Source organism: Sphingomonas chungangi (genome assembly GCF_013778325.1).
Classification (GTDB): domain Bacteria; phylum Pseudomonadota; class Alphaproteobacteria; order Sphingomonadales; family Sphingomonadaceae; genus Solisphingomonas; species Solisphingomonas chungangi.
Genome location: NZ_JACEIB010000002.1, coordinates 153,166 through 177,169 on the forward strand (window position 1 = coordinate 153,166; position 24,004 = coordinate 177,169).

Sequence of the window (24,004 nt, forward strand, 5' to 3'; positions counted from 1 at the left end):
CCCTGTCCGTCGCGGGCCGGACAGCCCGCAGGTTCGGTAAAGCGATGCCTGTTGCGCCGTCCCCGCGCAAGCCCGGATTCGGGCCTGCCTTCGGACTGTCAACGGACTGTCGCATTTCATGGGGCGGCACATCGATTTCGCGCTTTGTTCACGCGACACGACTGGCGAATCGTGATCTACTGGAATGTGCTGACCAAACCAAGGAGGACCTATCCTATGGACAATCATTCCAGCGCTTTGGTTACTCGTCACGCGGGCCTCGATGCCCGCATCGCGGACGAATCGCGCCGGCCCTCGCCGGATGCCATCGTCATCGCCAGCCTCAAGAAACAGAAGCTGAAGATCAAGGAAGCCCTGGCGAGGCTTTAAACCCTATCGCGGTCCGCTCGCGCCAACGGTGCGGCGGGCCGCCATTACCCTAAAGCGAGATCAGCCGCGCGTTTCGGGCTTCAGGCCTGGGCGACGATATTTCTGGGTGACCGGGCGGAACAGCTCGTCGGGCTTGCCGGACTTGGTCTTGCGCGCGCGCGCCTTGTCGATCGGATGATCGAAGGCGACGCCGATGCGTCCCGCCTCGGCCCAGGCGACCGAGCCGGCAACCTCGCCGACATTCTCGATCGCGACCTCGATCCGCATGCCGGGGCGATAATCGTCCGGCGCATCGGCCATCAGGCCGCCCGAGGACACGTTGCGCACCCGGACGGAGACACCTTCGCCCGGCTGGCCTTCCAGCTTGATCCGGGCAAGCACGAACAGACTGTCGCGCTGGTCGCGACGCTGCGATTCCGCGTTGCCTTCCGGCGTATGGCTACCGATCGGAGTCTCTTCCACCTTAGTCCAGTCCCACGATGTCGAGGGCTCAAGCCCGACGCCTTTCCAGAAAGCTCATTCTAACCGGCCAACAGTCGCCAAAGCCTTAATCGTCGCGCGAGATCTTCTCGTTGCGCTCGTGCCGTTCCTGCGCTTCTACCGTCATCGTCGCGATCGGTCGCGCCTCGAGCCGGGCGAGCGAGATCGGCTCGCCGGTCACCTCACAATAGCCGTACTCGCCCTCGTCGATGCGACGCAGCGCGGCATCGATCTTGGAGATCAGCTTGCGCTGGCGATCGCGGGTGCGCAGCTCGATCGACCAATCGGTCTCGCTCGATGCGCGATCGGTGATGTCGGGCTCGCGCAGCGAATCCGTCTGGAGCTGGGCGAGGGTCCCCTTGGCCTCTTCCAGGATCGAATCCTTCCACTGCAGCAGCTTGCGACGGAAATAAGCCTGCTGACGCGGCCCCATGAAGGGCTCGTCGGCCGTAGGTCGATAATCGTCGGGAAGCGAAGGCAAACCCGTCGCCCGCTCCCCACCCAGCGTGTCCACCGCCGTCGCCATGCAACTCTCCGCTCCGTAAAGGAGCCGCGATCAGGCCGCCGGACGCCTGCACCACGATGCTCCTGTCCCCGGAGCGGGCCTATACTCGGCGGATTCCCCGTGCACAAGCGGCCCCGATGCCGCTATGTGCCTTTGCAGAACGGGAATGTCGGCCGGTGCGGCAGCGGCGCCACGCCGCCCGGAGCGCATCTCTGGCACAAAACGGGACATATACGGGCCAAAGCCGCGAAACCTTCTCTTTTCAACGGCGTCCGGACAGGCGAGAGAGACTGCCTGGGTTTGCGATTAACGGTTTCGCATTGCTTAGCGGTTAGTCGAAACGTGTTGCATATTCGGGTGTGGCAACAGGCAGGGTGCGGCCAACGCGTCCGTTGATGAGGGGCAGAGACAGAGCGATGTCGGTACGGATGGCCATCGCCAAATTGTGCGCCTGCGCTTGCGGCGGCGCCGTCATCGGCGGCGGCGCGGTGCATTACGCCGAGCGTCCCCCAGTCAACCGGGTGCTGATGAAGAAGAAGGCGGTAGCGGTCCGCAAGCCGGTCTACCGACAGGTCGCGGTCCGTCAGGCCAAGCGCACCGTCACCACCACGACCACTTGCACCCCCGGCACGGTTACCTTGGCCCAGGCGGCGCCCGCGGCTCCGTTCGAGGCACCGTCCTATGGCGGCGGCGCGGTGGCTCCGGCGGTCCTCGGCGGCGGCGGCTTCGGCGGGGGCGGCTTCTTCGGCGGCGGCTTCTGGGGCGGCGGCGGCGGCGGCTCGGGCGGCTGGTTCATTTCCTCGACATCGTCGTCGTCGAGCTCGACGAGCGGCAGCGTGACATCCACCACGGGCGGTCAGGTCACCACGACCGGTAGTGTCACCTCCACCGGCAGCGTGACATCGACGGGCAGTGTTACATCGACGGGCAGCGTCACCACCACGGGCAGCGTGACGACCACCGGCAGCGTCACCTCGACCGGAAGCGTGACGACCACGGGCAGCGTCACAACCACCGGCAGTGTGACCACCACCGGCAGCGTCACGACGACGGGTAGCGTCACCACCACTGGCGGCATCACGACCACCGGCGGCCATACGACCACGGGCGGTCACGACGTCCCGGCTCCGCCGATGCTGCTGCTGTTCGGCGGCGCGGCGGCGGCGCTGATCGCGCGGCGCAAGCTCGCGAAGCCCGCAACCGCAAGCTGAGCGGATCGGTCAGGCAGGAGAAAAAGGCCCGCGACGCGATGTGCGTCGCGGGCCTTTCCGTTTTTAGGCCAATCTGTTCAGGCCGGGCCGGCGTTACTTGCCCGCGCCGCCCGCGCCGCTGGCCGGCTTGCTGGCACCGGCCGCCGCACCGAGCTGCTGCGCGGTCATGGCGATCTTCAGGCCGCCATTGTCACCCGCCGCGAAGGCGGTGACGGGAAGACGCACCTTGGTACCGCTGGCGAGCTGCACGGTCGCGAACTGGCCATCGACAGCCGCCACGGTGCCGACCGAGCCACCCTGCATGTCAGCCACCGCCGCGCCCTGCGCGACGGTCGGCTTCGCCGGGGTTGCCGCGGTGGTCGCAGCCGCCGTCTGCGCCGGAGCAGCGGCCTGCGCCGCCGCCGCGTCGATCTGCGCTGCCGTCATCGCGATCACCGGGCCGTTCGGGCCCATCGCGAAGCTGGTCTTGGGCAGGCGGACCTTGCTCTTGCTCGTCGCCAGCACGGCATAGTCGCCGTCGATGCTGTCGATCGTGCCGACCGAGCCGCCCGACGTGTCGAGCACCTTGGCGCCTGCGGCGAGCGTACCGGAGGCCGCCGGTGTGGGCGTCGCGGCGCCGGCCGGGCCGGCGGCGGGAGTGGCGGAGGAGGCAGGCCCCGCAGGCGGGGTCGCCGCAGGTGTCGCCTGTGCCAGCGCCATCGCCGGAATCATCGCGCTCGCCCCCACGAACAGCCCCGTCTTGATCAACTTCATGTGGAACCCTCCAAATACAATGGTACGCTTGAACACGACCGAGCAACGCACGGGAAACCGAAAAGAGCGAAGCCCGGATAGACGAACCGAACCGTTAGGGCGGTGAAACGATCCGACCGCTCAATCGAGGTTCGCCAGCAGCTTCTCGATTTCACCAACTGGGTGCCCGGTGACATCCTTGGCGACCTCTCGCAGAGTCTTCTTCTGCACCTCCTGGTGCAGCGTCTTGCGCAGCTGGCCCAGCGTCTTGGGCGGCGCGACGAGGATCAGGGCCTCGAACTCTCCGGCAAGCGCCGCGCGGCTCAGCTCGTGCGCGGTTTCGGCGGCGAAGCGCTGCTCCTCCACCTCATGCGCATCGGCGGACGGAATCGCGCCGCCGCCGGAAGCACGTCCCTGCGAATCGGTGACCTGCTCGCCGGTCTTGGGATTGTTCTGCTCCACCGCCGAGACGACGACGAGGTTCGGCGCCATCGCATCGCCCTCGTTGCGGAAGAAGAGCCGCTTGCGCCCGTCCGTCACCAGAACCATCGAATTGCGGGGGACACGCATACGCTTCTCCTTCGGTTGTTCGATCGACCAACGCGAGGGCGGCGAGACGGTTGCGAAAGCCTCGCCCGCCCGCCATAGCCTGCCCGCCATGCACGATATCCGCCTCATCCGGGACGATCCCGCCGCCTTCGACACCGGTCTCGCCAGGCGCGGCGTCGCGCCGGTCTCGGCGGAACTGCTCGCGCTCGACGAGCGGCGACGCAAGCTGCTGACCGACCTGCAGGTGGCGCAGGCAAGCGCCAACGCAGCCGCCAAGGCGATCGGCGCGCTGATCGGCCAGGGCAAGAAAGACGAGGCCGAGGCGAAGAAGGCCGAGGTCGCGGCCATCAAGGCATCGATGCCGAAGATCGAGACCGAGGCAGCGGAGGTGGAGGCCGAGCTGGACGGCCGGCTCGCCGAGATCCCCAACCTTCCCTACCCCGACGTCCCCGAGGGCGCGGACGAGGACGGCAACGTCATCGTCAAACATTGGGGCGAGCCGGCAAAGTTCGATTTCACACCCAAGGAGCATGACGAGCTCGGCAAGGCGCTCGGCATGGATTTCGACGCGGCGGGAACCGTCTCGGGCGCGCGCTTCGTCTATCTGAAGGGCAACCTCGCCCGGCTCAACCGGGCGCTCGGCCAGTTCATGCTCGACACACAAACCGGCACCCACGGCTATACCGAGGTCGTGCCACCAGTGCTGGTGCGCGATGCCGCGATGTTCGGCACCGGCCAGTTGCCCAAGTTCGCCGATGATCTATTCCAGACCACCGACGGCCGCTGGCTGATCCCCACCGCCGAGGTGAGCCTGACCAACTACGTGCAGGGCCAGATCGTCTCCGAGGTGGAGCTGCCGATCCGCTTCACCGCACTCACCAACTGCTTCCGCGCCGAGGCGGGTGCGGCGGGGCGCGACACGCGCGGCATCATCCGCCAGCACCAGTTCGAGAAGGTCGAGCTCGTCTCGATCGTCACGCCCGAGCAATCCGAAGAAGAGCATGAGCGCATGACGCTCGCCGCCGAGAGCGTGCTGGAGGCGCTCGGCCTGCCCTATCGCCGCATGCTGCTCTGCACCGGAGATATGGGCTTCACGGCGAAGCGCACCTTCGATCTGGAGGTGTGGTTGCCCGGCCAGCAGCGTTATCGCGAGATCAGCAGCTGCTCGACCTGCGGCGATTTCCAGGCGCGGCGGATGAATGCGCGCTACCGGCCGGCCGGAGAAACCAAGGGCACGCGCTTCGTCCACACGCTCAACGGTTCGGGCCTTGCGGTCGGCCGCACGCTTGTCGCGGTGATGGAAAATTACCAGACCGCCAGCGGCGCGGTCCGCGTGCCCGACGCATTGCGGCCGTACATGGGCGGTGTGGAGGCGATCGAGCCGCTTTGACATTGGATATCTCAACCCCGTTCGTGCTGAGGAGCCACTGAGCGAAGTCGAAGTGGCGTCTCGAAGCACAGTCGCAGCGCATACCCTTCGAGACGGGAATTCGACTATGCCAGTCCCTTCTCAGGGCGAACATAACCCAACGACAGAAAGTCAGATTGGCATGCGCATTCTGGTTACCAACGACGACGGCATCCACGCGCGCGGACTCAAGGTGGCCGAGGCGATCGCTCGGACGCTGAGCGACGACGTCTGGGTGGTGGCGCCGATGGACGAGCAGTCCGGCGCAGGCCATTCGCTCACCCTCACCCGCCCGCTGCGCCTGCGCCGCCACGACGATCGCCGCTTCTCGGTCTCCGGCACGCCCACCGACACGGTGATGATGGCGCTGCTGGAAGTGATGGACGGCAAGCCGGACCTGATCCTCTCGGGCGTCAATCGCGGCGCCAATCTCGGCGAGGACGCCACCTATTCGGGCACCATCTCCGCCGCGATGGAAGGCGCGCTGGCCGGCGTCCGGTCGATCGCTCTCAGTCAGGCCTATCGCCGCGAGGGCGCCGGCGACGACGTGACCTTCGATGCCGCCGAGAGCTGGGGCGAACGCGCCGTGCGCCCGCTGCTCAACGCCGCGTTCGCGCCGGGCATGCTAATCAGCATCAACTTCCCGCCGATACCCGGCTCAGACGTGCAGGGTATTCGCGTCGCCGAACAGGGGATGCGCGACTATGGTCGAGCCAAGATGATCAAACAGATCGATCCTCGCGGTTTTCCTTATTACTGGCTCTCCTTCAATGGCGTCGCCGACATCAAGGGGCAGGATACGGACTTCGACGCGGTACGGGCCGGCTACATTTCGGTGACTCCGCTTCATCTCGACCTCACCTATCGTGATGCACTGGCGCAACTGGCCGCAAGCTATTGATCGCGGGCCGCTTTGGCGCTTGGCAGGCCGTTTCGTCATGGTTAATGCACACTTTGGGGATTGAGCGGGGACGGGCATGACGTCGCGTATCGGGCGTGGGATGGCTGTTGCGGCATGCGTCGGCCTCGCCGGCTGCATTCCACATGGCTCGCCGCCGAGCGGCTACGGCCAGCCTCCCTCGCCCGCGCCGTCCTACGGCACGACCGGGACGCCCTACCCGGCCGACAATGTGATCCGCACCACCGACATCCCGAGCTCGGTCAAGCAGCCGACCCCGTCTTGGGTCGCCAGACCGGTCGAGGCCGATGCCGTCACCATCGCCGATTCCACCTACGTGGTGAAGGACGGCGAGACGATCCGCTCGATCGGCAACAAGACCGGCGCCGGTTCCGAGGCGATCGCCAGGGCGAACAATATTCCCGCGCCCTTCATGGTGCGCACCGGCCAGCGGCTGAAGATTCCCGGCGGTCGCTACCACCTCGTCCGCTCGGGCCAGAGCGGCATCGCCATTGCGCGCGCTTATGGCGTGTCGTGGTCGACCATCGCCGATCTCAACGACATCCAGCCGCCCTACGTGCTGCGGAACGGCCAGCGCCTGCTGCTGCCGAGCGCGCAGGCGGCCGCGCAGATGAGCCCCGAGGAACGCGCGCAAGCCTTCAGCCTCGATATCGACGATCTCGCCACCGGCTCCGAGCCGGCGCTGGCCTCCAACGCCGCGCCAAAGCCGCCGACCGCGACGCCGAAGAAGCCGCTGCCCAAGGACGAGCCGGTCGCCGAGCCGAGTAATTTCGCCGGCCGCTTCCAGTGGCCGCTTTCGGGCGCGATCATCGGCAAGTTCGGCCCGGCGGGCGACGGCCGCCGCAACGACGGCATCAATATCGCCGCAGAGCGCGGCGAGGAGATCCACGCAGCGGCGGACGGCGTCGTCGCCTATGCGGGATCAGCGATCGCGGTCTATGGCGGCCTGATCCTGATCAAGCACGGCGACGGCTGGATCACCGCCTACGGCCATGCCGAGCAGATCCTCGTCACCCGCGGCCAGACCGTCCATCGCGGCGACGTGATCGCGCGCGCGGGCGCCACCGGATCGGTCAACAAGCCGCAGCTCCATTTCGAGATCCGCAACAAGCGCACGCCGGTCGATCCGCTGCGCTACCTGCCGCCATCGCAGAATTAGCCGGCGGGTATGGGGGCGGCAGCGATGGACCTTTCGCGGATTCGGGTGACGTCATGACGTCGCTGACGATCATCTCCTTCACCCTGCTCGCGGTCAGCCTAATCATGGCCGGCGCGATGGCGGTCGCCTGGGCGAGCTTCGGGCGCCCGCGCCATGCGCTCAGCTGGTCGATCGCCTACATCCTCTATTCGGGGCAGGTGCTGTGCTCGTCGATCGGCATCCTGCTGCCGGCGACGCAGCCGGTGGTCTGGCGGCTGGAACTGCTGTTCATCGTCGTGCCCGCAGTGCTGGTCGCGGCCGGCGCCCGGCAACGCGCCGGCCTGCCGAGCCTGTTGCGGCCGCTCGGGATCATCGCCGGTCTCGTCTTCGTGGTCGTCGAGGCGATCGATCTGCTGCCCGGCGATACCCGCATCCTGGCCTCGGCCGGCAGCCTGTTCACCGCCTGCATGCTGATCCTGACGATCGGCGCGATCCGGCCGCGCGGCCGGGCGGCGGACCCCGCCGAATGGGCGATGCTCGGCGTGCTCGCCGTCTTCACCCTGTTCGAGATGCTGCTCGTGGCTACCCAGCTCGCCTCGCTCCGCGATCCGGAGATGAAGGTGGTGTGGAACGGCCTCTATCTGATCGGCATCATGCCGGTCTTCATCGCCACGGGCGTGGCGGCGATCACGCTGCTCGCCTCGGATCTCGCCGCGCAGCTGCGCACACTCGCGGCCAACGATCCGCTGACCGGCGTGCTCAACCGGCGCGGCTTCCACGAGGCGGCGCTGCGGGCCGTCGCCAACGGCCGCCGCCAGCGCCAGTCCATCTCGGTCGCCATCGCCGACATCGATCATTTCAAGAGCATCAACGATCGCCACGGCCACACCGTCGGCGATCGGACGCTGGGCTTCGTGTGCGGGCGCCTGACCAAAGGCGTACGCGGCGGCGATCTCGTCGGCCGGATCGGCGGCGAGGAATTCGCGCTGCTCCTCATCAACAGCTCGGCCGAGCAGGCGGCCGAGGCGATGGAGCGCATCCGCGCCGACATCGCCGTCGGCTATTCGGAGGACGGCGCGCCGGCGCCCGTCACGTCCAGCTTCGGCGTCGCGTCGGTGCTGTTGGGCGGTTCGTCCCCGGAGCAGATGCTGGCGGAGGCAATGGATCGCGCGGACAAGGCGCTCTATCGCTCCAAGATCGAAGGCCGGAACCGCACCACGCTGGCCGACTGAACACCCACTGGAAAAACGCCGCGTCTTCCCCTATGTGCGCGCGTCTCCATGGCAACACAGCTCCCCTCTCCGCCCAAGGTCGGCATGGTTTCGCTCGGCTGTCCGAAGAACCTCGTCGACTCCGAACGCATCCTCACCAAGCTCCGCTCGGACGGTTATGCCATGTCCGCCGATTATGCCGGCGCCGACATCGTGCTGGTCAACACCTGCGGCTTCCTCGATTCCGCCAAGGAAGAGAGCCTGGAGGCGATCGGCGAGGCGATCGCGGAGAATGGCCGCGTCATCGTCACCGGCTGCATGGGCAAGGAAGCCGAGTTGATCCGCGAGCGCTTCCCGGACGTGCTCGCCGTCACCGGCGCGCACCAGTACGAGCAGGTGGTGGGCGCGGTGCACGATGCGGCACCGGTCACGCCGTCCGCCTATCTCGATCTCGTTCCCGAGCGTGACCTCAAGCTCACGCCGCGCCACTACAGCTATCTGAAGATTTCGGAGGGCTGCAACCACCGCTGCTCCTTCTGCATCATCCCGAGCCTGCGCGGCGATCTCGTCAGCCGTCGGCCGGATGCGATCCTGCGCGAGGCCGAGAAGCTGGTTGCGGCGGGGACGAAGGAATTGCTGGTCATCAGCCAGGACACCTCGGCCTACGGCGTGGATCTGCGCCACGCTTCCTATCCGCTGAAGGGCGGCGGGGAGGTTCGCGCCCACATGACCGACCTGTCGCGCGAGCTCGGCAAGCTCGGCGCGTGGGTGCGGCTGCATTACGTCTATCCCTATCCGCATGTGGACCAGGTGATCCCGCTGATGGCGGAGGGGCTGGTACTCCCCTATCTCGACATCCCCTTCCAGCACGCATCGCCGGCCGTGCTGAAGCGGATGAAGCGTCCCGCCAACGAGGCGAAGGTGCTGGAACGGATCAAGGGTTGGCGCGCGATCGCGCCCGACATCGCGATCCGTTCGACCTTCGTGGTCGGCTTCCCCGGCGAGACGGAAGAGGATTTCCAGTATCTGCTCGACTGGCTGGACGAGGCACAGCTCGATCGCGTCGGCGCCTTCCGGTTCGAGCCGGTAGAGGGCGCGGCGGCCAATGCGCTGTCTAATCCGGTGCACGAAGAGGTGAAGGAAGAGCGCTACCAGCGTATCATGGAGAAGACCGCCGCGATCTCGGCGGCCAAACTCCAGGCGAAGGTAGGCAAGACGCTCGACGTGATCATCGATCTGGTCGATGGCGACGGCGCGACCGGCCGTTCCAAGGCCGACGCGCCGGAGATCGACGGCGAGGTGCATCTGCGCGATGCCGGGCATCTGCAGCCGGGCGATATCGTGCAAGTGGCGATCGAAGATGCCGATGACCACGACTTGTTCGGCGTGGCCCTGTCTTCATCGAACGACGCCTGATCGCATTCCGGCGGCCGATTGCGCGACGGTCAATCGCTTGTGCGATTGCGAAGTAATCAACAGTCGCAATCATTACCAATTGAACATTTGACACTTTTTATTTCGCACCTGCACATTAACCATGTTCTTTAACGCTATTCTGCGCCTTGTTGGAGGTTCGGGAAATGGCGGCAGTCGATTTATGGTTGTGCCGGTTGATGAAGCATGCCGAGCCTCGCGGGGCGGTATGGAATCACGGCTATTATTTCGGTCATTGCCCGCGCTGCGGCGATCATCTGATCCGCCGCCGGAAGCATGGACGCTGGCAACCCGTGCCAAGGGGGTACAGGATCGTCTGGCGTCGCATGACCGTCGAGGAGCGGGAGTTCCGCGAGAAGATGGGCCTTTCGCGCCAGGCCGCGCCGAGGGGCGCCGTCACCATACCGCATGTGGAGCATCCCATTCCGGCGGACACGCACGCTTATCCATCGGCTGGCCGCCGAGCCACGCAGCGCGGCGGCCGGCTCGGGCTGATCTGGCGCGGTCAGGATATCCATATCAAGGCGGTGATGAGCCATGCCGGGCTTTCCCGAATGCGGGACAGGCTCGACGCCATCGATGCCCTGATCAAGGACGACTGACGGCGGAGTTTCGCCAACTAACGGGTGACGAACCGCGGAGCGATGCGTTAACCCTCTCGTCATGACCGATTTCGCTTCCTTGCTCGTCCCCGATCGCGGCCAGCCGGGCCACGTCATCCACGTCGTCCGCGCTGATGGTTTCGACGATTGGCTCTCCGCCCAGCCCGAGCGGGTGCGCGCCGGCGTCGCGGCCGCGCAGTTCAAGGCCAAGCCCGGCGAGTTCGCGCTGATCCCCGGCAACAAGGCCGACGAATGGTCCTCGGTCCTCGGTGTCGGCGACGCGCAAGGCCCATGGGACCTCGCCGCCGCCGCGGCGAAGCTTCCGGAAGGCTATTTCCGCCTCACCGACGGACAGCCCGGCCCCGGCGCGCTCGGCTGGCTGCTCGCCCAGCATCGCTTCGATCGCTATAAAAAGGGCGATCCCCTAGGCCAGCGCGTGCTGCTCACCAACGATCCCGCCCGCATCGACGAGACGATCGCGCTCGCCCGCGCCGTCGCCCTGGTGCGCGATCTGGTCGACACGCCCGCCAACGACATGGGGCCGGCGGAATTGCAGGGCGCGATCGAGGATGTCGCAAACCGCCACGGTGCCTCCACCAAAACGACGCGCGGGGACGGGCTGGAGCAGGGGTTCCCGATGGTGGCGGCGGTCGGCCGCGCCGCCGTGCCGGCCCGTGCGCCGCGCCTCGTGGAACTCGAATGGGGCGATGCCTCGCACCCCCGCATCGCCATCGTCGGCAAGGGCGTCTGCTTCGATTCGGGGGGACTCGACATCAAGCCCGGCTCCGGCATGCGGCTGATGAAGAAAGATATGGGCGGCGCCGCACACGCGCTGGCGCTGGCCGACCTGATCATGGCCTCGAAGCTGCCGGTGCGCCTGCACATGCTGATCCCGGCGGTGGAGAATGCGATCGCGGGCGACGCGATGCGCCCTGGCGACATCCTGCCGTCGCGCAAGGGCCTCACCGTCGAGATCGCCAATACCGATGCGGAAGGGCGACTGATCCTCGGCGACGCTCTCACCCTGGCATCCGAGGGCAAGCCCGAGATCATCATCGACTTCGCCACCCTCACCGGCGCCGCGCGCGTTGCGCTGGGGCCGGACCTGCCCGCGCTGATGGCCAACGACGAGGCTCTCGCCTCCGATCTGCTCGCTTCCGGCGAAGAAGCGGGCGATCCACTCTGGCGCCTGCCGCTCTGGCCCGGCTATCGCGACATGCTGAAATCCGATGTCGCCGATCTCAACAATGCGCCGGACGGTGGCTTCGCCGGCACGATCACCGCCGGCCTCTTCCTCGAGAAATTCATCGCCGAGGATCAGCGCTGGGCGCATCTCGATACTTTCGCCTGGAATCCCGCAGCCAAGCCCGGCCGCCCGAAAGGTGGCGAGGCGCTGGGCCTGCGCGCCGTCTGGGCGATGCTCCGCAAGCGTTACGGGACAAGCTGACGCCGCTCATTTGAACGGCAAGGAAACGATCGGCCTCCTCGCGTGTTTTCCTACAGGTCCAGTGACAATAGTCGCGGCGCTATTCGTAGGATGTCTCGCGTGAAGAACGATACGCTCAGCACCTGGATGGAAGCTCTCGTGGCATACGTCCGCTCGGGCCAACCGGATCTCACCAACCGGCAGATGGCGCTGCTGTTGCTGGTCTATCGAACCAACGGCCCGCATACCGTGCGCGGACTCGCCGGCATTCTCGGGGTGTCGAAGCCGGTGGTCACACGCGCCTTGAATACGCTGGGTCGCCTCGGCTATCTGCGCCGCGAACGGGACGAGCGGGATCGCCGCAACATCTTCGTGACGCGCACCAGCCGGGGAGCAGAATTCCTTGAAGGCTTCCGAAGCCTCATCGCCGGCAAGGAGCGGCGTCGACCCCAGGTCGTCCCCCAGCAGGCCGCGCACGCCTGATCGCTTCCGGCTCGCCGGAGCTTCGGCGAACCTTGATCCCCGTACACATGCCGTCCGGAAGGACGTAGCCGACATCGCGCTCGCGGATCGCGTTTTCGCCCCGCATTATGCGAAGCCATTGCTGCACGGCTGCCTCGGCGTGGCAGTGGCGATGCGCGCGGCGCCGTCGCATGCGGCGACTGCCGTGTCGGAACTGCTGCGCGGCGAAGGCTTCGCGGTGGTCGATTCGAGCGGCGAATGGGCATGGGGCTATTCCATCCATGACGGCTATGTCGGTTACGTGCCGGTCGACAACATCGGCGCCTATGTCCAGCCGACGCATATCGTCAGCACGCCCGCAGCGCTCATATTCGCGAGCGCGAGCATCAAGGCGCCCGTGATCGAGCGCCTGCCGATGGGCGCGCGGTTGGCGGTGACAGCAAGCGAAAACGCTTTCCACCGGGTCGAGGGCGGCTTCGTCCACGATCGCCATCTCTCACCGATCGATCGAACCACGACCGATTATGTCGCCGTCGCCGCGCGGCTGACCGGCGTACCCTATCGCTGGGGCGGCCGTTCAGGCGACGGGATCGATTGTTCCGGCCTTGTCCAGATCGCCCTTGCTTTCGCGGGCATCCCCTCCCCACGCGACAGCGACCAGCAGCAGGCGCTCGGCCGCGCCGTTGCCGAGGGCGAGCCGCTCCGACGCGGCGACCTCGTCTTCCTGCCCGGCCATGTGGGAATGATGGCCGACGAGACCCATTTGCTGCATGCCAACGCCTTCTGGATGCAGGTCGTGACCGAGCCGCTCGCGGACGTGGTCGCGCGCCAGCCTGAGGAGCAGGGCATCACCGCGCTGCGGAGATTGTCATGACCGTCAAAGTCTTCGTCGACGGCGGCGCCGGAACCACTGGCATCGAGATCGTCGATCGCTTGTCCGATCGCGCTGACGTGGCGCTTGCCCTGCTGCCCGACGAGCGCCGCAAGGATACGGCCGCGCGCGCCGATGCGCTGGCGGCGGCGGACATTGCCATCCTATGCCTGCCCGACGCCGCCGCGAAGGAGGCAGTGGCGCTTGCCGGGAACCTGCCCACCCGCTTCATCGACGCCTCCACTGCGCATCGCACGGCCCAGGGCTGGGCCTACGGCTTCGCCGAGATCGAACCCGACCGCCGCGCCGAGCTGGCATCGGCGCGCTATGTGTCCAATCCTGGCTGCTACCCGACCGGCTTTCTCGCCCTCGTCCGCCCGCTGGTGCGCGAGGGGCTGCTGCCGGCCACCACGCCGCTCGTCACCAACGCCACATCGGGCTATTCGGGCGGCGGCAAGGCGATGGTCGCCGAGTTCGAGGATGGTGAGGCGCCCACCGCCTTCCGCGGCTACGGCCTGACACTCGAGCACAAGCACGTGCCCGAGATGATGGCGCATGCCGGCCTTGCGGTGCCGCCGATCTTCGCGCCGGCGGTGGCGAACACCTATCGCGGGATGCTGGTGGAGGTGCCGCTGCACCTCTCGCAGCTGCCCGGTCGCGCCGTCGAGCATGTCCAAGCCGCGCTGGCCGACGCCTATGCCGGCTCGCCGCTGGTCGAGGTGGCTTCGCTCGCCGAGAGCGCCGGCCTCAAGGCGCTGACCATCGAGGACGTCGCCGGCACCGATCGCCTCAAGCTCTACGTCTTCGCCAACGCGACGACCGGCCACCTCCGCCTCGCCGCCACGCTCGACAATCTCGGCAAGGGCGCGAGCGGAGCTGCGGTACAGAACCTCAACCTCATGGCCGGCCTGCCGGAGACGGAAGGCCTGCGCCTCTAGCCCTTTTCGTTCGCCCTGAGCTTGTCGAAGGGCTGTCCTTCCTCTTGAACGGTTGAAGAAGAAGGACAGGGCTTCGACAAGCTCAGCCCGAACGGAAGAGGAGCTGCGTCCTTCGTCAGGCCTCAATAGCAGCGGCGATCGCGCACGTAGTGGTCGTAATAGGGATCCCACCGGTCGACCACCCGGCAGCGCTGCACATATTCGTAGGAGTAAGCCGGCGGCGGGGGCGGCGGCGCATAATAGACCGGCGCGGGCGGCGGAGGCGGCGGCGCGTAATAGCCGTCGTTGTAATAGCGGTGCGGATGGTCCGACGTGATCGCAGCGCCGACGCCCAACCCGAGAATACCGGCCACGACCGCAGTGCCGGTGCTGACCCGCGCTTCGGCCGGAGCGGCCATGCCGATCGTGCCGGCAACGAGCGTCGCAGCGGTAACGACCGCCAATATGGGTTTGCGCATGACGTCCCTCCTCTGCATTCCCGGCCCCAACCGGGTGTGTGTGGAGGGTATCGGCGATTCGTCCTTAATGGCCGGCGAATGGCCCATGCAGCCGCCGTTCAGAGTGGTTAACCCTTCCCGAGCCGGTCGGCCTCGCTACATTTCGCCCCGAGCATGCCGGATCGCGTACCACTTCTTCACGTTGGCATCGTGCTCGGCGAGCGTGTCGGCGAAGATGTGCCCGCCCTGCCCGTTCGCCACGAAATAGAGCGCGCGCGTCACTGCCGGGTGCAGCACCGCATTGATCGAGGCGCGGCCGGGATTGCAGATCGGCCCCTTGGGAAGCCCGGCCTCGGCGTAAGTGTTGTAGCCGTTCTTCGCGTGCAGCTCCGATTCGAGGATGCGGCGGCCGAGCGGACGCCCCTGCGTGATCGGGTAGATCACCGTCGGATCGGCCTGCAGCGGCATGCCGAGCTTCAGCCGGTTGGAATAGACCCCCGCCACCATCGCGCGTTCGGACGCGACGCCCGTTTCCTTCTCGACGATCGCGGCGAGGATCAGCGCCTGCTGCGGCGTGGTGACGGCGAGGCTGGGCCCACGCGCCGCCCATTCGTCGGCCAGCGCCTTGTCCATCGCCTTCTGCATGCGCCGGACTACGGTGAGCCGGCTCTCGCCCGCCTGATAGGCATAGCTGTCCGGAAGCACGCTGCCTTCCGGCGGCACCGGCACCTGACCGGTTAGCGCGGTGGTCGCCATCAATTTGTCGTGGACGATCACCGAGGGCAGCCCCTCCGCGATCGTCACCAGCTTCAGCGCGGGCCGACCGTGCTGGAGCGTATCGAGGATCGTCGCCGCGCTGGCGCGCGCCGGAATGCGGAACTCACCCGCCCGTATCGGATCGCGCGAGCCGAGCTTCCCAGCGAGGCCACGGAACCACGTCGCGCTGCGGATCGCATCGGCGTCGGCCAGCACCTTGGCGGCGCTGGCGATGGTCGCGCCCTCGGGGATGCGGACGACCGTCGCCTTGGGCAGCGGGCCTGGGCCGCGCCACATCCACATCGGCACGCCGATCGCCAGCGCGGCGAGCGCCAGCACCAATAGGAGGAGCCGGCGCACGCCGTCGGCCTCAGATCTTGCGCATCACGAGGCTGGCGTTGGTGCCGCCGAAGCCGAACGAATTGTTCAGCACCGCGCGCACCTCGCGCTTCTTCGCCTTGAGCGGCACGAGATCGACGCCCTCGGCACCCTCGTCCGGATTCTCGAGGTTGAGCGTCGGCGGCACGATCTGGTCGCGCATGGCGAGGATGCAGAAGATGCTCTCCACCGCGCCCGCGCCGCCGAGCAGATGCCCGATCGCCGACTTGGTGGAGCTCATCGAGGCGCCGCCCAGATCTTTGCCGAACAGCCGCTGGGTCGCGCCCAGCTCGATCATGTCCGCCATGGTCGAAGTGCCGTGGGCGTTGATGTAGTCGATATCCTCCGGCTTCAGGCCGGACTTGCGGATCGCCATCTCCATCGAGCGATAGGCGCCGTCGCCGTCCGGGTGCGGGGCGGTGACGTGATAGGCGTCGCCCGACAGGCCATAACCGATCACCTCGGCATAGATCTTCGCGCCGCGCGCCTTGGCGTGCTCATATTCCTCGAGCACGAGGACACCCGCGCCCTCGCCCATCACGAAGCCGTCTCGATCCTTGTCATAGGGGCGCGAGGCCTGCTCGGGCCGGTCATTGAACTCGGTCGCGAGCGCGCGCGCCTGCGCGAAGCCGGCGATGCCGAGCGGGCAGATCGCGCCCTCGGCGCCGCCCGCCAGCATGATGTCGGCATCGTCCGCCGCGATCATCCGCGCGGCGTCGCCGATCGCGTGCGCGCCGGTCGAGCAGGCGGTGACGACCGCGTGGTTCGGACCGCGCAGCCCGTATTTGATCGAGACCTGGCCCGAGATCAGGTTGATCAGGCGCCCGTGGACGAAGTGCGGCGAGACGCGGCCGGGGCCCTTGTTCTCACACACCAGCGATTCGCTGGCGATACCCGGCAGGCCGCCGATGCCCGATCCGATCGAGCAACCGATGCGGGTCGACTGCTCGTAGGTCAGCTCGCCGATGCCGGCGTCTTCCAGCGCCTGGCCGGCGGCGTCGATGCCGTAGATGATGAAGGGATCGACCTGGCGCTGCACCTTGTGATCGACGCGCTTGTTCGGATCGAAGCCATATTCGTGATCGGCGGGCTTCACCTCGCAGGCGATCGTGCACTTCTGATCTTTAGTGTCGAAGCGGGTGATCTGCCCGGCGCCGGACTTGCCGGCGATCAGGTTGGCCCAGCTCGTCTCGACGTCCCCTCCGAGGGGGGTGACGAGACCCAGACCGGTGACGACTACACGGCGCATCGGCGCCTCCTTCCTCTCATCTCGGCGCTTCGTTCAACGCGCCTCATAACGAAACGGCCCCCCGGCCCCGATGATCCGGGTCGGAGGGCCGTCAATCTCGTCAGCCCCCGAAGGAGGCCTGACGCGAAGCCTCTCGTCAGCCCTTGTGGCTGTCGATGTAGCTGATCGCGTCCTTCACGGTGGTGATCTTCTCGGCCGCATCGTCCGGAATCTCGACACCGAATTCTTCCTCGAACGCCATCACCAGCTCGACGATGTCGAGGCTGTCGGCACCGAGATCGTCGATGAAGGACGCGTCCTCGGTGACCTTCTCGGCCTCGACGCCGAGATGCTCGACGACGATCTTCTTCACGCGCTCGGCGGTCTCGCTCATGTCTCTCTTCCCATGTTGGTCTAAGGGATTGTCGGTTGGAAAAACGCCCTAGACGGGGCGGCGGGGGCTGGCAAGAGGGGCGTGCCGACAGCGTTAGGACTTTCGCAGCCGGAGCGATGCTAGGGCGTGCCCGATGGGCGAAGCGTGGAAAAGCGGCGACTGGGTGGACGCGCGGCGCGTGCGGCTGGTCTGCATCCTGCTACTCCTGCTCGCGACAATTCTGCCCTATGGCTTCCTGTTGCTCACCGCTCATGGCACAATAGACGCCTGGGGCCGCCCGATCGGCACCGATTTCTCGGACGTCTATGCCGCCGGCTGGATGGCCGATCATGGTCGCGCCGCCGCCGCCTGGGTGTGGCCGGAGCATTACAAGGTCCAGCAGGCGCTGCATCATTCGCAGGCGGTGCCCTTCTACGGCTGGCATTATCCGCCGCCCTTCCTGCTGCTCGCGAGCGTGCTGGCGACGCTGCCCTATCTCGTCGCCCTGACGATCTGGCTCGGCACGACGCTGGCGGGCGCCGTGATGGTGGCGCGCAGGATCGTGCCTGGCCCTGGCACGACGCTGGCGGTGCTGGCGGCGCCGGCGAGCTTCGTCTGCATCGGCCACGGCCAGAACGCCTTCCTGACCGCGAGCCTGCTGGCGGGCGGGTTGGCATTGCTCGATCGCCGACCTTGGGCAGCGGGGCTGCTGCTCGGCTGCCTCGTCTACAAGCCGCAATTCGCGGCGTTGCTACCGGTCGTGCTGATCGCGGCGGGCAACCGGCGCGCCTTCCCGGGCGCCGCGATCTCCTCGCTCGGACTGGTGGCGTTGACCCTCGCCGTCTGGGGCTGGCCCGTGTGGCAGGCCTTCCACGATTCGCTGGACCTCACCCGCGCCCGGGTGATCGAGACGGGCGAGACCGGCTGGGAGAAGATCGTCACCAGCTTCGCGACGGCGCGGGCGCTGGGCGCACCGATCCCGCTCGCCTACGGCTTCCAGGCCGTCTCGACGGCGTTTGCCATCATCGGCGCGGCGATCGCCGCCCGCTGGGCGAAACCGGCGTTGCGGGGCGCTGCGGTCTGCTGCGCGGCTTTGCTCTCGACGCCCTACGCGATGGATTATGATCTGGTGATACTCGGCGGCGCGCTCTGTTTCCTCGTCGCCGATGCGCGCGAGCGCGGCTGGCTGGAGCACGAGAAGGGCATCCTCGCCATCGCCTACCTCACGCCGCTCTTCGGCCGCCAGATTGCGTCGCTGACGCTGGTGCCGGTGGACTGGATCGCGCTGGTCGCGGTGTTCACGATCACGCTGCGGCGGGCGTGGGCATTCGACCTGCGCGAGCGGCTCCCACGAAACCGCCCAGTACACATCTAGATCATCGCCATGCCGCCGTTGACGTGCAGCGTCTGCCCCGTGACGTACCCCGCCTCTCGGCTCGCCAGATAGGCCACGGCTGCGCCGATATCGCCGCCCTCACCGAGATCGCCGGCCGGGATCTTCGTCAGGATCGCAGCCTTCTGTGCGTCGTTCAGCGCATCGGTCATCGCCGAGCGGATGAAGCCGGGCGCCACGCAGTTCACCGTGATGTTGCGGCTCGCCAGTTCCTGCGCGAGGCTTTTCGACATGCCGATCAGCCCGGCCTTGGAGGCGGCGTAATTGGCCTGCCCCGGATTGCCCGTCACGCCCACCACCGACGTGATCGAGATGATCCGCCCGAAGCGCGCCTTCATCATCGGTTTGGCGGCCGCCCGGATCAGGCGGAAGGCGGCCTCGAGGTTGACCGAGATCACCTGATCCCACTCCTCGTCCTTCATCCGCATGACGAGATTGTCGCGGGTGATGCCGGCATTGTTGACGAGGATATCGAGCTTGCCGCCCAGCGCCTCGACGGCGCGCGGGATCAACCCGTCGACCTCGGCGCTGTCCGACAGATTGCAGGTGAGCGTCACCGGATCGTTGGGCAGGCCCGAGGCCACCTCTACCAGCACCGCCTCGCGCGTGCCGGACAGCGCCACCTTGGCGCCCTGTGCCGCCAGCGCCTTGGCGGTCGCCGAACCGAGGCCGCCGGATGCGCCGGTCACCAGCGCGGTCATTCCCGTCAGATCGAACATAGTCCCGTCCTCTCTCAGAGCGTCTTCGCCAGCGCTTCGATATCGTCCATCGAGATCACCGAGGTCGCGGTGGCGTCGGGCGCGATGCGCTTGATCATCGGGCCGAGTACCTTGCCGCCGAACTCGACGAATTCCGTCACGCCGGCGGCGAACATCGCCTCGACGCTCTCGCGCCAGCGCACCGTGCCCGTCACCTGCTCGACCAGAAGCGTGCGGATGCTCGCCGGATCGGCGACCGGCGCGGCGGTGACGTTGGCATAGACCGGCACCAGCGGCGCGCGCAGGTCGGCACCGGCCAGCGCCTTTTCCATGGCGCGGGCCGCCGGCTCCATCAGCGAGCAGTGGAACGGCGCGGAAACCGGTAGCAGCATCGCGCGCTTGCCGCCGCGCACCTTGGCGAGCTCCACCGCGCGCTCGACGGCCGCCTTGGAACCGGAGATCACCACCTGCCCCGGCGCATTGTCGTTGGCGGCCTCGCACACGTCGTTCTCGGCGGCGTCGGCAGCGATCTGCTTGGCCGCGGCGAAATCGAGGCCGAGCAGGGCCGCCATCGCGCCCTCGCCCACCGGCACCGCCGCCTGCATCGCCTGCCCACGGATGCGCAGCAGCTTGGCGGTCTCGGCGAGGCCCAGCGCCTCGGCCGCGCACAGCGCCGTATATTCGCCAAGCGAGTGGCCCGCGACGAACTCGGCCTTGTCGGCGAGGCGGACGCCGCCCTCCTTCTCCAGAACGCGCAGCGTCGCGATGGCGTTGGCCATGATCGCGGGCTGGGCATTCTCGGTCAGCATCAACTCGTCGGCGGGTCCGTCCGTCATCAGCTGGAAGAGATGCTGGCCGAGCGCCTCGTCGACCTCCTGGAACACCTCGCGCGCCGATCCGCTGGCGAGGCCAAGCGCCTGCCCCATGCCGACGGCCTGGCTGCCCTGGCCGGGAAAGATGAAGGCGCGCATATTCCTCTCCTTGGATGAAGGGGGCGCGATAGAAAGCTGGACGATGAAGCGCAAGCCGTGGCAGGGCTTACGCTCATGCGCACCCGTCTCCTCGCGACCATCGTCCTTGCCGCCGCGAGCTTCGCCACCATCCTCGGCGCCGAGAAGCCGCAGGGCTATCTGGCGCCCGGCGCGTTCGATCTGCTGCAGGTGCTGCCTCCTGCCCCGGTGAAGGGCGACCCGCGCTACAAGGCGGACCGCACCATCTTCAAGCAGACCCGCAGGATGATCGGTTCTCCGCGCTACCAGCTGGCGACGAGCGACGCCGTTTACGAGCAGCCCGCACTGATGAAGGACTTTTCCTGCGCCGTCGGCGTCGCGCTGACGCCGCAGGACGCTCCCAAGACCAAGGCGCTTGTCGATCGTGCGCTGATCGACACCGAGAGCCAGACCAATACGGCGAAAAACTTCTACAAGCGCCTGCGCCCCTACAAGATCGACCAGGGCGAGATTTGCCAGCCCAAGTCCGATCTCGGCGACAGCTACGATTATCCGTCGGGTCACACCACGCTCGGCTGGACGTGGGCCGAAGTGTTGACCGACCTGCTGCCCGAACGCGCCACCATGATCCAGGCGCGCGGCCGGGCCTATGGCGACAGCCGCTTCATCTGCGGTGCGCACAATATGAGCGCGGTGGAGGCGGGCAAGCTCTCCGCCGGCGCGACCATGGCGGTGGTGCGGACCACGCCCGCCTATCAGGCCGATGCAGCGGCGGCCCGCGCCGAGCTGCGCGGCTTGCTCGCCGATCCAACTGTCCCGAAACCGGACGGCTGCGCGAAGGAAGGGGCGTTGATCGCCCAGCGCGTCCTCTGATAGTTCGACCAAAGTGGTATATCGGCCGTTAACCGAGGGGTGACGGCCGTCGGGTAGGTAGGCGTTCTTCAAAGGCTACCGGGAAAACCATCATGAGCGGGCGGATCCTGTCCGGCCTGATCGCGATCGCTTTTTGCGCGCTGATCGGCCGCCCTGCGATTGCAGACGTTGGCCCACCCCGGCTGATGCTCGCCTATTCACCGGTTGGTCTTCCCAACGACATCACCGTTTCATGGACGCCCGGCGCGCCCATGCCTCGCCTTTCCAGCCAGGCGGCACCCAAGCCCGCGACACCCAGGGCCGCCGCCGCGCAGCCCGGCAGCGATCTCGATTGCCTCACCGCCGCCGTCTATTACGAGGCGCGGTCGGAACCGGTCGAGGGCCAGCGCGCCGTCGCCGCCGTCGTCATGAACCGCGTCAACCGGGCGACCTTCGCGCCGAGCGTGTGCGGCGTGGTCAACCAGCGGGTGCGCGGCACCTGCCAGTTCAGCTTCGTCTGCGACGGTTCGACCCGCGCCCGCAAGGACGAGCATGCCTGGGAAACCGCCGCCCGCGTCGCGCATGACGCGCTCGCCGGGCTTTTCAAGTCTTCGGTCGGCTCGGCGACGTTCTACCACACCGTCGCGGTCTCGCCCGACTGGTCGGGCCGGGTTATGCGCGTCGCCACGATCGGAAGGCACATCTTCTACCGCTGAGCCCTTCGCGGGCTTGCTTTCCGCGCGCATTTCGCCCATAGGCCCGCCGGTTCGAGGCGCCGAGCACCGCTCGCGTGCCCCGTTCACCATTGAACGAAAGCCGGAGGGGCGTCCACACGGGGTGGCCGCCAGCGATCGGCCAACATTGGAAGGACGGCCACATGGCTCTGTACGAGCATGTGTTTCTCGCACGTCAGGATCTCGCCCAGGCGCAGGTCGACGCGCTGGCGGAGAACGCCACCCAGATCGTCGAGGGACTCGGCGGCAAGATCGTCAAGACCGAGACCTGGGGCCTGCGCAGCCTCGCCTATCGCATCGCGAAGAACCGCAAGGCGCACTACGTGATGCTCGAGATCGACGGCCCGGCCGCGACGATCCAGGAACTCGAGCGCCAGCTGGCGATCAACGAGGACATCATCCGCTACATGACCGTCCGCGTGGACGAGCATGAGGCCGGCCCGTCGGCGATGATGCGCCGCAACGAGCGCGACCGCGGCGACCGTGGTGGTGATCGCGGCGGCCGTGGCGGCGATCGTGGTGACCGTGGTGACCGTGGCCCTCGTCGCGACCGCGACGAAGCGCCGCGCGACGCCGCCTGAGCCCTCCAGAGAGATAGGAACATATAGAAATGGCTCGCCCATTCTTCCGCCGCCGCAAGAGCTGCCCCTTCTCCGCGAAGGACGCTCCCCGGATCGATTACAAGGACGTCCGTCTGCTGCAGGGCTTCGTGTCCGAGCGCGGCAAGATCGTCCCCAGCCGCATCACCGCGGTGTCCGCCAAGAAGCAGCGTGAGCTGGCCCGCGAGATCAAGCGCGCGCGCCACCTCGGCCTGCTCCCCTACGTCGTCAAGTAAGGAGTCGCCCCATGGAAGTGATTCTGCTGGAGCGCGTCGAGAAGCTCGGCGCCATCGGCGACATCGTCACCGTGAAGAACGGCTATGCCCGTAACTTCCTGCTGCCGAACAAGAAGGCGCTCCGTTCGAACGCCGCGAACCGCAAGGTCTTCGAAGCGAACCGCGCCCATCTCGAGGCCGAGAACGCCAAGAAGCGCGAGCAGGCCATGACGGAATCGAAGGACATCGACGGCAAGTCGGTGACCCTGATCCGCCAGGCCTCGAACACCGGCCAGCTTTATGGTTCGGTTTCGGCCCGCGATCTCGCCGAGCTGCTGCACGCCGACGGCGCGCACGTGAACAAGTCGCAGATCGTGCTGAACAAGCCGATCAAGGCGATCGGCCTGCACGAGGTGAAGGTGACCCTTCACCCCGAGGTCAGCGTGACCGTGAAGGTCAACGTCGCCCGCTCGCCGGAAGAGGCGGACCTGCAGGCGCAGGGCGTCGATGTCATGGCCGAGATGTTCGAGCGTGACGAGGCCGGCTTCACCGAGGATTACGATCCCAACGCCGAGCCGGGCGCCACCGCCGAGGTTCCAGCCGCCGAGCAGGAGGGCGAGCAGGCCGAGGCCTGATCGCGTTTTTCATAAGCTAGGCTGAAAGAGCCGCCCGTGAGCGATCGCGGGCGGCTTTTTTTTGGATCGCCAATCTCGTGGCGGCCTTCGCAAAGTGGCTGATTCTCGGGCCGGCAGGCCTTCGTTCGCAACGTCCTTCACCGCCAGCGCGACGTCGACGATGCCGTCACCCCGGCGGGCGTTGCAGGCTCCTCGGCGCATTCAGAATGCCGCGTTGCAGCAAAACCGGCATGGCGCATCTCCGACAACGTCGTCGCTGATATTCCGCAGTGAAAAATGTTCACTTGTGCGCATGCGAATGTGCAATCGTGCGCGGGCCGAATCGAAGGGTCGCGATATGACGGAACGCCGCCGGATCACGCCGGTCATTTTATCTGGCGGATCGGGGACGCGGCTGTGGCCGCTGTCCCGCACCGGGCGGCCCAAGCAGCTGCTGTCGCTCACGCACGCGGAGACGATGCTGCAGATGACGGCGCGGCGCACGGCGGGCGATCGCTTCGC

General features: G+C 67.2%; 29 protein-coding genes. 19 read left to right on the forward strand and 10 right to left on the reverse strand.

The features are described from left to right. The first annotated feature begins 216 nt into the window (after positions 1 to 216). The gene (locus HZF05_RS04130) at positions 217 to 369 is read left to right on the forward strand and encodes a YdcH family protein (RefSeq protein ID WP_160366451.1); all 153 of its coding nucleotides are present in this window, start codon (positions 217 to 219) and stop codon (positions 367 to 369) included. 60 nt (positions 370 to 429) lie between these two features. On the opposite strand, the gene HZF05_RS04135 is transcribed toward HZF05_RS04130, so the two are convergent. Both HZF05_RS04135 and dksA read right to left on the reverse strand, forming a co-directional pair. Then, a complete protein-coding gene (locus tag HZF05_RS04135) occupies positions 430 to 831 on the reverse strand; it encodes a PilZ domain-containing protein (protein ID WP_160366413.1) in 402 nt (133 codons plus the stop codon). Between the two features lie 85 nt (positions 832 to 916). Beyond that, positions 917 to 1,375, reverse strand: a complete 459-nt coding sequence (gene dksA / locus HZF05_RS04140) for an RNA polymerase-binding protein DksA (RefSeq protein ID WP_160366414.1) — start codon at positions 1,373 to 1,375, stop codon at positions 917 to 919. Positions 1,376 to 1,770: 395 nt separating this feature from the next. Here dksA and HZF05_RS04145 point away from each other — a divergent pair, with 395 nt between their 5' ends. Continuing rightward, positions 1,771 to 2,565: a PEP-CTERM sorting domain-containing protein gene (locus tag HZF05_RS04145; protein WP_181638791.1), complete on the forward strand. Its 795-nt coding sequence runs from the start codon at positions 1,771 to 1,773 to the stop codon at positions 2,563 to 2,565. A gap of 93 nt (positions 2,566 to 2,658) precedes the next feature. On the opposite strand, the gene HZF05_RS04150 is transcribed toward HZF05_RS04145, so the two are convergent. Continuing rightward, positions 2,659 to 3,318, reverse strand: coding sequence for a hypothetical protein (locus HZF05_RS04150; RefSeq protein ID WP_181638792.1), 660 nt, complete (start codon positions 3,316 to 3,318; stop codon positions 2,659 to 2,661). Positions 3,319 to 3,438: 120 nt separating this feature from the next. After that, positions 3,439 to 3,867: a host attachment family protein gene (locus HZF05_RS04155; RefSeq protein WP_160366416.1), complete on the reverse strand. Its 429-nt coding sequence runs from the start codon at positions 3,865 to 3,867 to the stop codon at positions 3,439 to 3,441. Positions 3,868 to 3,955: 88 nt separating this feature from the next. Between HZF05_RS04155 and serS the strand changes: the two genes are divergently transcribed. The 10 genes from serS to argC all read left to right on the forward strand — a co-directional run bounded on the left by serS (position 3,956) and on the right by argC (position 14,255). Then, positions 3,956 to 5,236 carry a serine--tRNA ligase gene (serS, locus tag HZF05_RS04160; RefSeq protein ID WP_160366417.1) on the forward strand — a complete coding sequence of 427 codons (1,281 nt, stop codon included), beginning with the start codon at positions 3,956 to 3,958 and terminating at the stop codon, positions 5,234 to 5,236. A gap of 160 nt (positions 5,237 to 5,396) precedes the next feature. Further along, positions 5,397 to 6,155 (forward strand): 5'/3'-nucleotidase SurE, encoded by a 759-nt coding sequence (gene surE, locus HZF05_RS04165; RefSeq protein WP_160366418.1) that lies wholly within the window; start codon positions 5,397 to 5,399, stop codon positions 6,153 to 6,155. Positions 6,156 to 6,231: 76 nt separating this feature from the next. Continuing rightward, positions 6,232 to 7,332, forward strand: coding sequence for a LysM peptidoglycan-binding domain-containing M23 family metallopeptidase (locus tag HZF05_RS04170; RefSeq protein WP_246331562.1), 1,101 nt, complete (start codon positions 6,232 to 6,234; stop codon positions 7,330 to 7,332). Between the two features lie 53 nt (positions 7,333 to 7,385). Next, on the forward strand, positions 7,386 to 8,543 hold the full coding sequence (locus HZF05_RS04175) for a GGDEF domain-containing protein (protein ID WP_160366419.1): 1,158 nt from the start codon (positions 7,386 to 7,388) through the stop codon (positions 8,541 to 8,543). A 48-nt stretch (positions 8,544 to 8,591) separates the two neighbouring features. Then, positions 8,592 to 9,938 (forward strand): 30S ribosomal protein S12 methylthiotransferase RimO, encoded by a 1,347-nt coding sequence (gene rimO, locus HZF05_RS04180; protein WP_160366420.1) that lies wholly within the window; start codon positions 8,592 to 8,594, stop codon positions 9,936 to 9,938. A gap of 344 nt (positions 9,939 to 10,282) precedes the next feature. After that, entirely contained in the window at positions 10,283 to 10,558 is a 276-nt protein-coding gene (locus HZF05_RS04185) for a hypothetical protein (protein WP_160366421.1), read from the forward strand. Between the two features lie 61 nt (positions 10,559 to 10,619). Further along, positions 10,620 to 12,005: a leucyl aminopeptidase family protein gene (locus HZF05_RS04190; RefSeq protein WP_160366422.1), complete on the forward strand. Its 1,386-nt coding sequence runs from the start codon at positions 10,620 to 10,622 to the stop codon at positions 12,003 to 12,005. Positions 12,006 to 12,131: 126 nt separating this feature from the next. Continuing rightward, positions 12,132 to 12,467, forward strand: coding sequence for a MarR family transcriptional regulator (locus HZF05_RS04195; RefSeq protein WP_160366453.1), 336 nt, complete (start codon positions 12,132 to 12,134; stop codon positions 12,465 to 12,467). A gap of 139 nt (positions 12,468 to 12,606) precedes the next feature. After that, positions 12,607 to 13,320, forward strand: a complete 714-nt coding sequence (locus HZF05_RS04200) for a C40 family peptidase (RefSeq protein ID WP_343046829.1) — start codon at positions 12,607 to 12,609, stop codon at positions 13,318 to 13,320. Then, positions 13,317 to 14,255, forward strand: coding sequence for an N-acetyl-gamma-glutamyl-phosphate reductase (gene argC / locus HZF05_RS04205; protein ID WP_160366424.1), 939 nt, complete (start codon positions 13,317 to 13,319; stop codon positions 14,253 to 14,255). The genes HZF05_RS04200 and argC overlap by 4 nt, the downstream gene beginning before the upstream one ends. 122 nt (positions 14,256 to 14,377) lie before the next feature. On the opposite strand, the gene HZF05_RS04210 is transcribed toward argC, so the two are convergent. The 4 genes from HZF05_RS04210 to HZF05_RS04225 all read right to left on the reverse strand — a co-directional run bounded on the left by HZF05_RS04210 (position 14,378) and on the right by HZF05_RS04225 (position 17,448). Further along, positions 14,378 to 14,713, reverse strand: coding sequence for a hypothetical protein (locus HZF05_RS04210; protein WP_160366425.1), 336 nt, complete (start codon positions 14,711 to 14,713; stop codon positions 14,378 to 14,380). 135 nt (positions 14,714 to 14,848) lie between these two features. After that, positions 14,849 to 15,808, reverse strand: coding sequence for an endolytic transglycosylase MltG (gene mltG, locus HZF05_RS04215; protein ID WP_343046830.1), 960 nt, complete (start codon positions 15,806 to 15,808; stop codon positions 14,849 to 14,851). Positions 15,809 to 15,818: 10 nt separating this feature from the next. Next, on the reverse strand, positions 15,819 to 17,075 hold the full coding sequence (fabF, locus tag HZF05_RS04220; RefSeq protein WP_160366426.1) for a beta-ketoacyl-ACP synthase II: 1,257 nt from the start codon (positions 17,073 to 17,075) through the stop codon (positions 15,819 to 15,821). A 136-nt stretch (positions 17,076 to 17,211) separates the two neighbouring features. After that, positions 17,212 to 17,448, reverse strand: a complete 237-nt coding sequence (locus tag HZF05_RS04225) for an acyl carrier protein (protein ID WP_110155156.1) — start codon at positions 17,446 to 17,448, stop codon at positions 17,212 to 17,214. Between the two features lie 133 nt (positions 17,449 to 17,581). On the opposite strand from HZF05_RS04225, the gene HZF05_RS04230 reads away from it, so the two are divergent. Further along, a complete protein-coding gene (locus HZF05_RS04230) occupies positions 17,582 to 18,802 on the forward strand; it encodes a glycosyltransferase family 87 protein (protein WP_160366427.1) in 1,221 nt (406 codons plus the stop codon). On the opposite strand, the gene fabG is transcribed toward HZF05_RS04230, so the two are convergent. Next, on the reverse strand, positions 18,799 to 19,539 hold the full coding sequence (gene fabG / locus HZF05_RS04235) for a 3-oxoacyl-[acyl-carrier-protein] reductase (protein ID WP_160366428.1): 741 nt from the start codon (positions 19,537 to 19,539) through the stop codon (positions 18,799 to 18,801). The two genes, HZF05_RS04230 and fabG, sit on opposite strands and share 4 nt — an antisense overlap. Positions 19,540 to 19,553: 14 nt before the next feature. Continuing rightward, positions 19,554 to 20,489, reverse strand: coding sequence for an ACP S-malonyltransferase (gene fabD, locus HZF05_RS04240; protein ID WP_160366429.1), 936 nt, complete (start codon positions 20,487 to 20,489; stop codon positions 19,554 to 19,556). A 75-nt stretch (positions 20,490 to 20,564) separates the two neighbouring features. Between fabD and HZF05_RS04245 the strand changes: the two genes are divergently transcribed. From HZF05_RS04245 to HZF05_RS04270, 6 genes are all read left to right on the forward strand, one after another. Continuing rightward, a complete protein-coding gene (locus HZF05_RS04245) occupies positions 20,565 to 21,341 on the forward strand; it encodes an acid phosphatase (protein WP_160366430.1) in 777 nt (258 codons plus the stop codon). 92 nt (positions 21,342 to 21,433) lie between these two features. Then, positions 21,434 to 22,036 (forward strand): cell wall hydrolase, encoded by a 603-nt coding sequence (locus HZF05_RS04250; protein WP_160366431.1) that lies wholly within the window; start codon positions 21,434 to 21,436, stop codon positions 22,034 to 22,036. Positions 22,037 to 22,197: 161 nt separating this feature from the next. Continuing rightward, positions 22,198 to 22,635: a 30S ribosomal protein S6 gene (gene rpsF, locus HZF05_RS04255; RefSeq protein ID WP_160366432.1), complete on the forward strand. Its 438-nt coding sequence runs from the start codon at positions 22,198 to 22,200 to the stop codon at positions 22,633 to 22,635. A 29-nt stretch (positions 22,636 to 22,664) separates the two neighbouring features. After that, positions 22,665 to 22,889 (forward strand): 30S ribosomal protein S18, encoded by a 225-nt coding sequence (gene rpsR / locus HZF05_RS04260; RefSeq protein WP_019833151.1) that lies wholly within the window; start codon positions 22,665 to 22,667, stop codon positions 22,887 to 22,889. Positions 22,890 to 22,900: 11 nt separating this feature from the next. Further along, on the forward strand, positions 22,901 to 23,503 hold the full coding sequence (rplI, locus tag HZF05_RS04265; protein ID WP_160366433.1) for a 50S ribosomal protein L9: 603 nt from the start codon (positions 22,901 to 22,903) through the stop codon (positions 23,501 to 23,503). A 337-nt stretch (positions 23,504 to 23,840) separates the two neighbouring features. After that, the coding region (locus HZF05_RS04270) for a sugar phosphate nucleotidyltransferase (protein WP_246331533.1) at positions 23,841 to 24,004 on the forward strand (164 nt) is incomplete at its 3' end.

Coding starts and splice junctions, on each gene's coding strand:
- HZF05_RS04245 (WP_160366430.1), top strand. CDS start 20,565: ATGCGCACCCGTCTCCTCGCGACCATCGTCCTTGCCGCCGCGAGCTTC.
- HZF05_RS04230 (WP_160366427.1), top strand. CDS start 17,582: ATGGGCGAAGCGTGGAAAAGCGGCGACTGGGTGGACGCGCGGCGCGTG.
- HZF05_RS04145 (WP_181638791.1), top strand. CDS start 1,771: ATGTCGGTACGGATGGCCATCGCCAAATTGTGCGCCTGCGCTTGCGGC.
- rimO (WP_160366420.1), top strand. CDS start 8,592: ATGGCAACACAGCTCCCCTCTCCGCCCAAGGTCGGCATGGTTTCGCTC.
- rpsF (WP_160366432.1), top strand. CDS start 22,198: ATGGCTCTGTACGAGCATGTGTTTCTCGCACGTCAGGATCTCGCCCAG.
- HZF05_RS04185 (WP_160366421.1), top strand. CDS start 10,283: ATGACCGTCGAGGAGCGGGAGTTCCGCGAGAAGATGGGCCTTTCGCGC.
- HZF05_RS04170 (WP_246331562.1), top strand. CDS start 6,232: ATGACGTCGCGTATCGGGCGTGGGATGGCTGTTGCGGCATGCGTCGGC.
- HZF05_RS04155 (WP_160366416.1), bottom strand. CDS start 3,867: ATGCGTGTCCCCCGCAATTCGATGGTTCTGGTGACGGACGGGCGCAAG.
- HZF05_RS04150 (WP_181638792.1), bottom strand. CDS start 3,318: ATGAAGTTGATCAAGACGGGGCTGTTCGTGGGGGCGAGCGCGATGATT.
- argC (WP_160366424.1), top strand. CDS start 13,317: ATGACCGTCAAAGTCTTCGTCGACGGCGGCGCCGGAACCACTGGCATC.
- serS (WP_160366417.1), top strand. CDS start 3,956: ATGCACGATATCCGCCTCATCCGGGACGATCCCGCCGCCTTCGACACC.
- rpsR (WP_019833151.1), top strand. CDS start 22,665: ATGGCTCGCCCATTCTTCCGCCGCCGCAAGAGCTGCCCCTTCTCCGCG.
- HZF05_RS04175 (WP_160366419.1), top strand. CDS start 7,386: ATGACGTCGCTGACGATCATCTCCTTCACCCTGCTCGCGGTCAGCCTA.
- fabG (WP_160366428.1), bottom strand. CDS start 19,539: ATGTTCGATCTGACGGGAATGACCGCGCTGGTGACCGGCGCATCCGGC.
- HZF05_RS04225 (WP_110155156.1), bottom strand. CDS start 17,448: ATGAGCGAGACCGCCGAGCGCGTGAAGAAGATCGTCGTCGAGCATCTC.
- surE (WP_160366418.1), top strand. CDS start 5,397: ATGCGCATTCTGGTTACCAACGACGACGGCATCCACGCGCGCGGACTC.
- HZF05_RS04130 (WP_160366451.1), top strand. CDS start 217: ATGGACAATCATTCCAGCGCTTTGGTTACTCGTCACGCGGGCCTCGAT.
- fabF (WP_160366426.1), bottom strand. CDS start 17,075: ATGCGCCGTGTAGTCGTCACCGGTCTGGGTCTCGTCACCCCCCTCGGA.
- fabD (WP_160366429.1), bottom strand. CDS start 20,489: ATGCGCGCCTTCATCTTTCCCGGCCAGGGCAGCCAGGCCGTCGGCATG.
- HZF05_RS04250 (WP_160366431.1), top strand. CDS start 21,434: ATGAGCGGGCGGATCCTGTCCGGCCTGATCGCGATCGCTTTTTGCGCG.
- HZF05_RS04195 (WP_160366453.1), top strand. CDS start 12,132: ATGGAAGCTCTCGTGGCATACGTCCGCTCGGGCCAACCGGATCTCACC.
- HZF05_RS04210 (WP_160366425.1), bottom strand. CDS start 14,713: ATGCGCAAACCCATATTGGCGGTCGTTACCGCTGCGACGCTCGTTGCC.
- dksA (WP_160366414.1), bottom strand. CDS start 1,375: ATGGCGACGGCGGTGGACACGCTGGGTGGGGAGCGGGCGACGGGTTTG.
- rplI (WP_160366433.1), top strand. CDS start 22,901: ATGGAAGTGATTCTGCTGGAGCGCGTCGAGAAGCTCGGCGCCATCGGC.
- HZF05_RS04190 (WP_160366422.1), top strand. CDS start 10,620: ATGACCGATTTCGCTTCCTTGCTCGTCCCCGATCGCGGCCAGCCGGGC.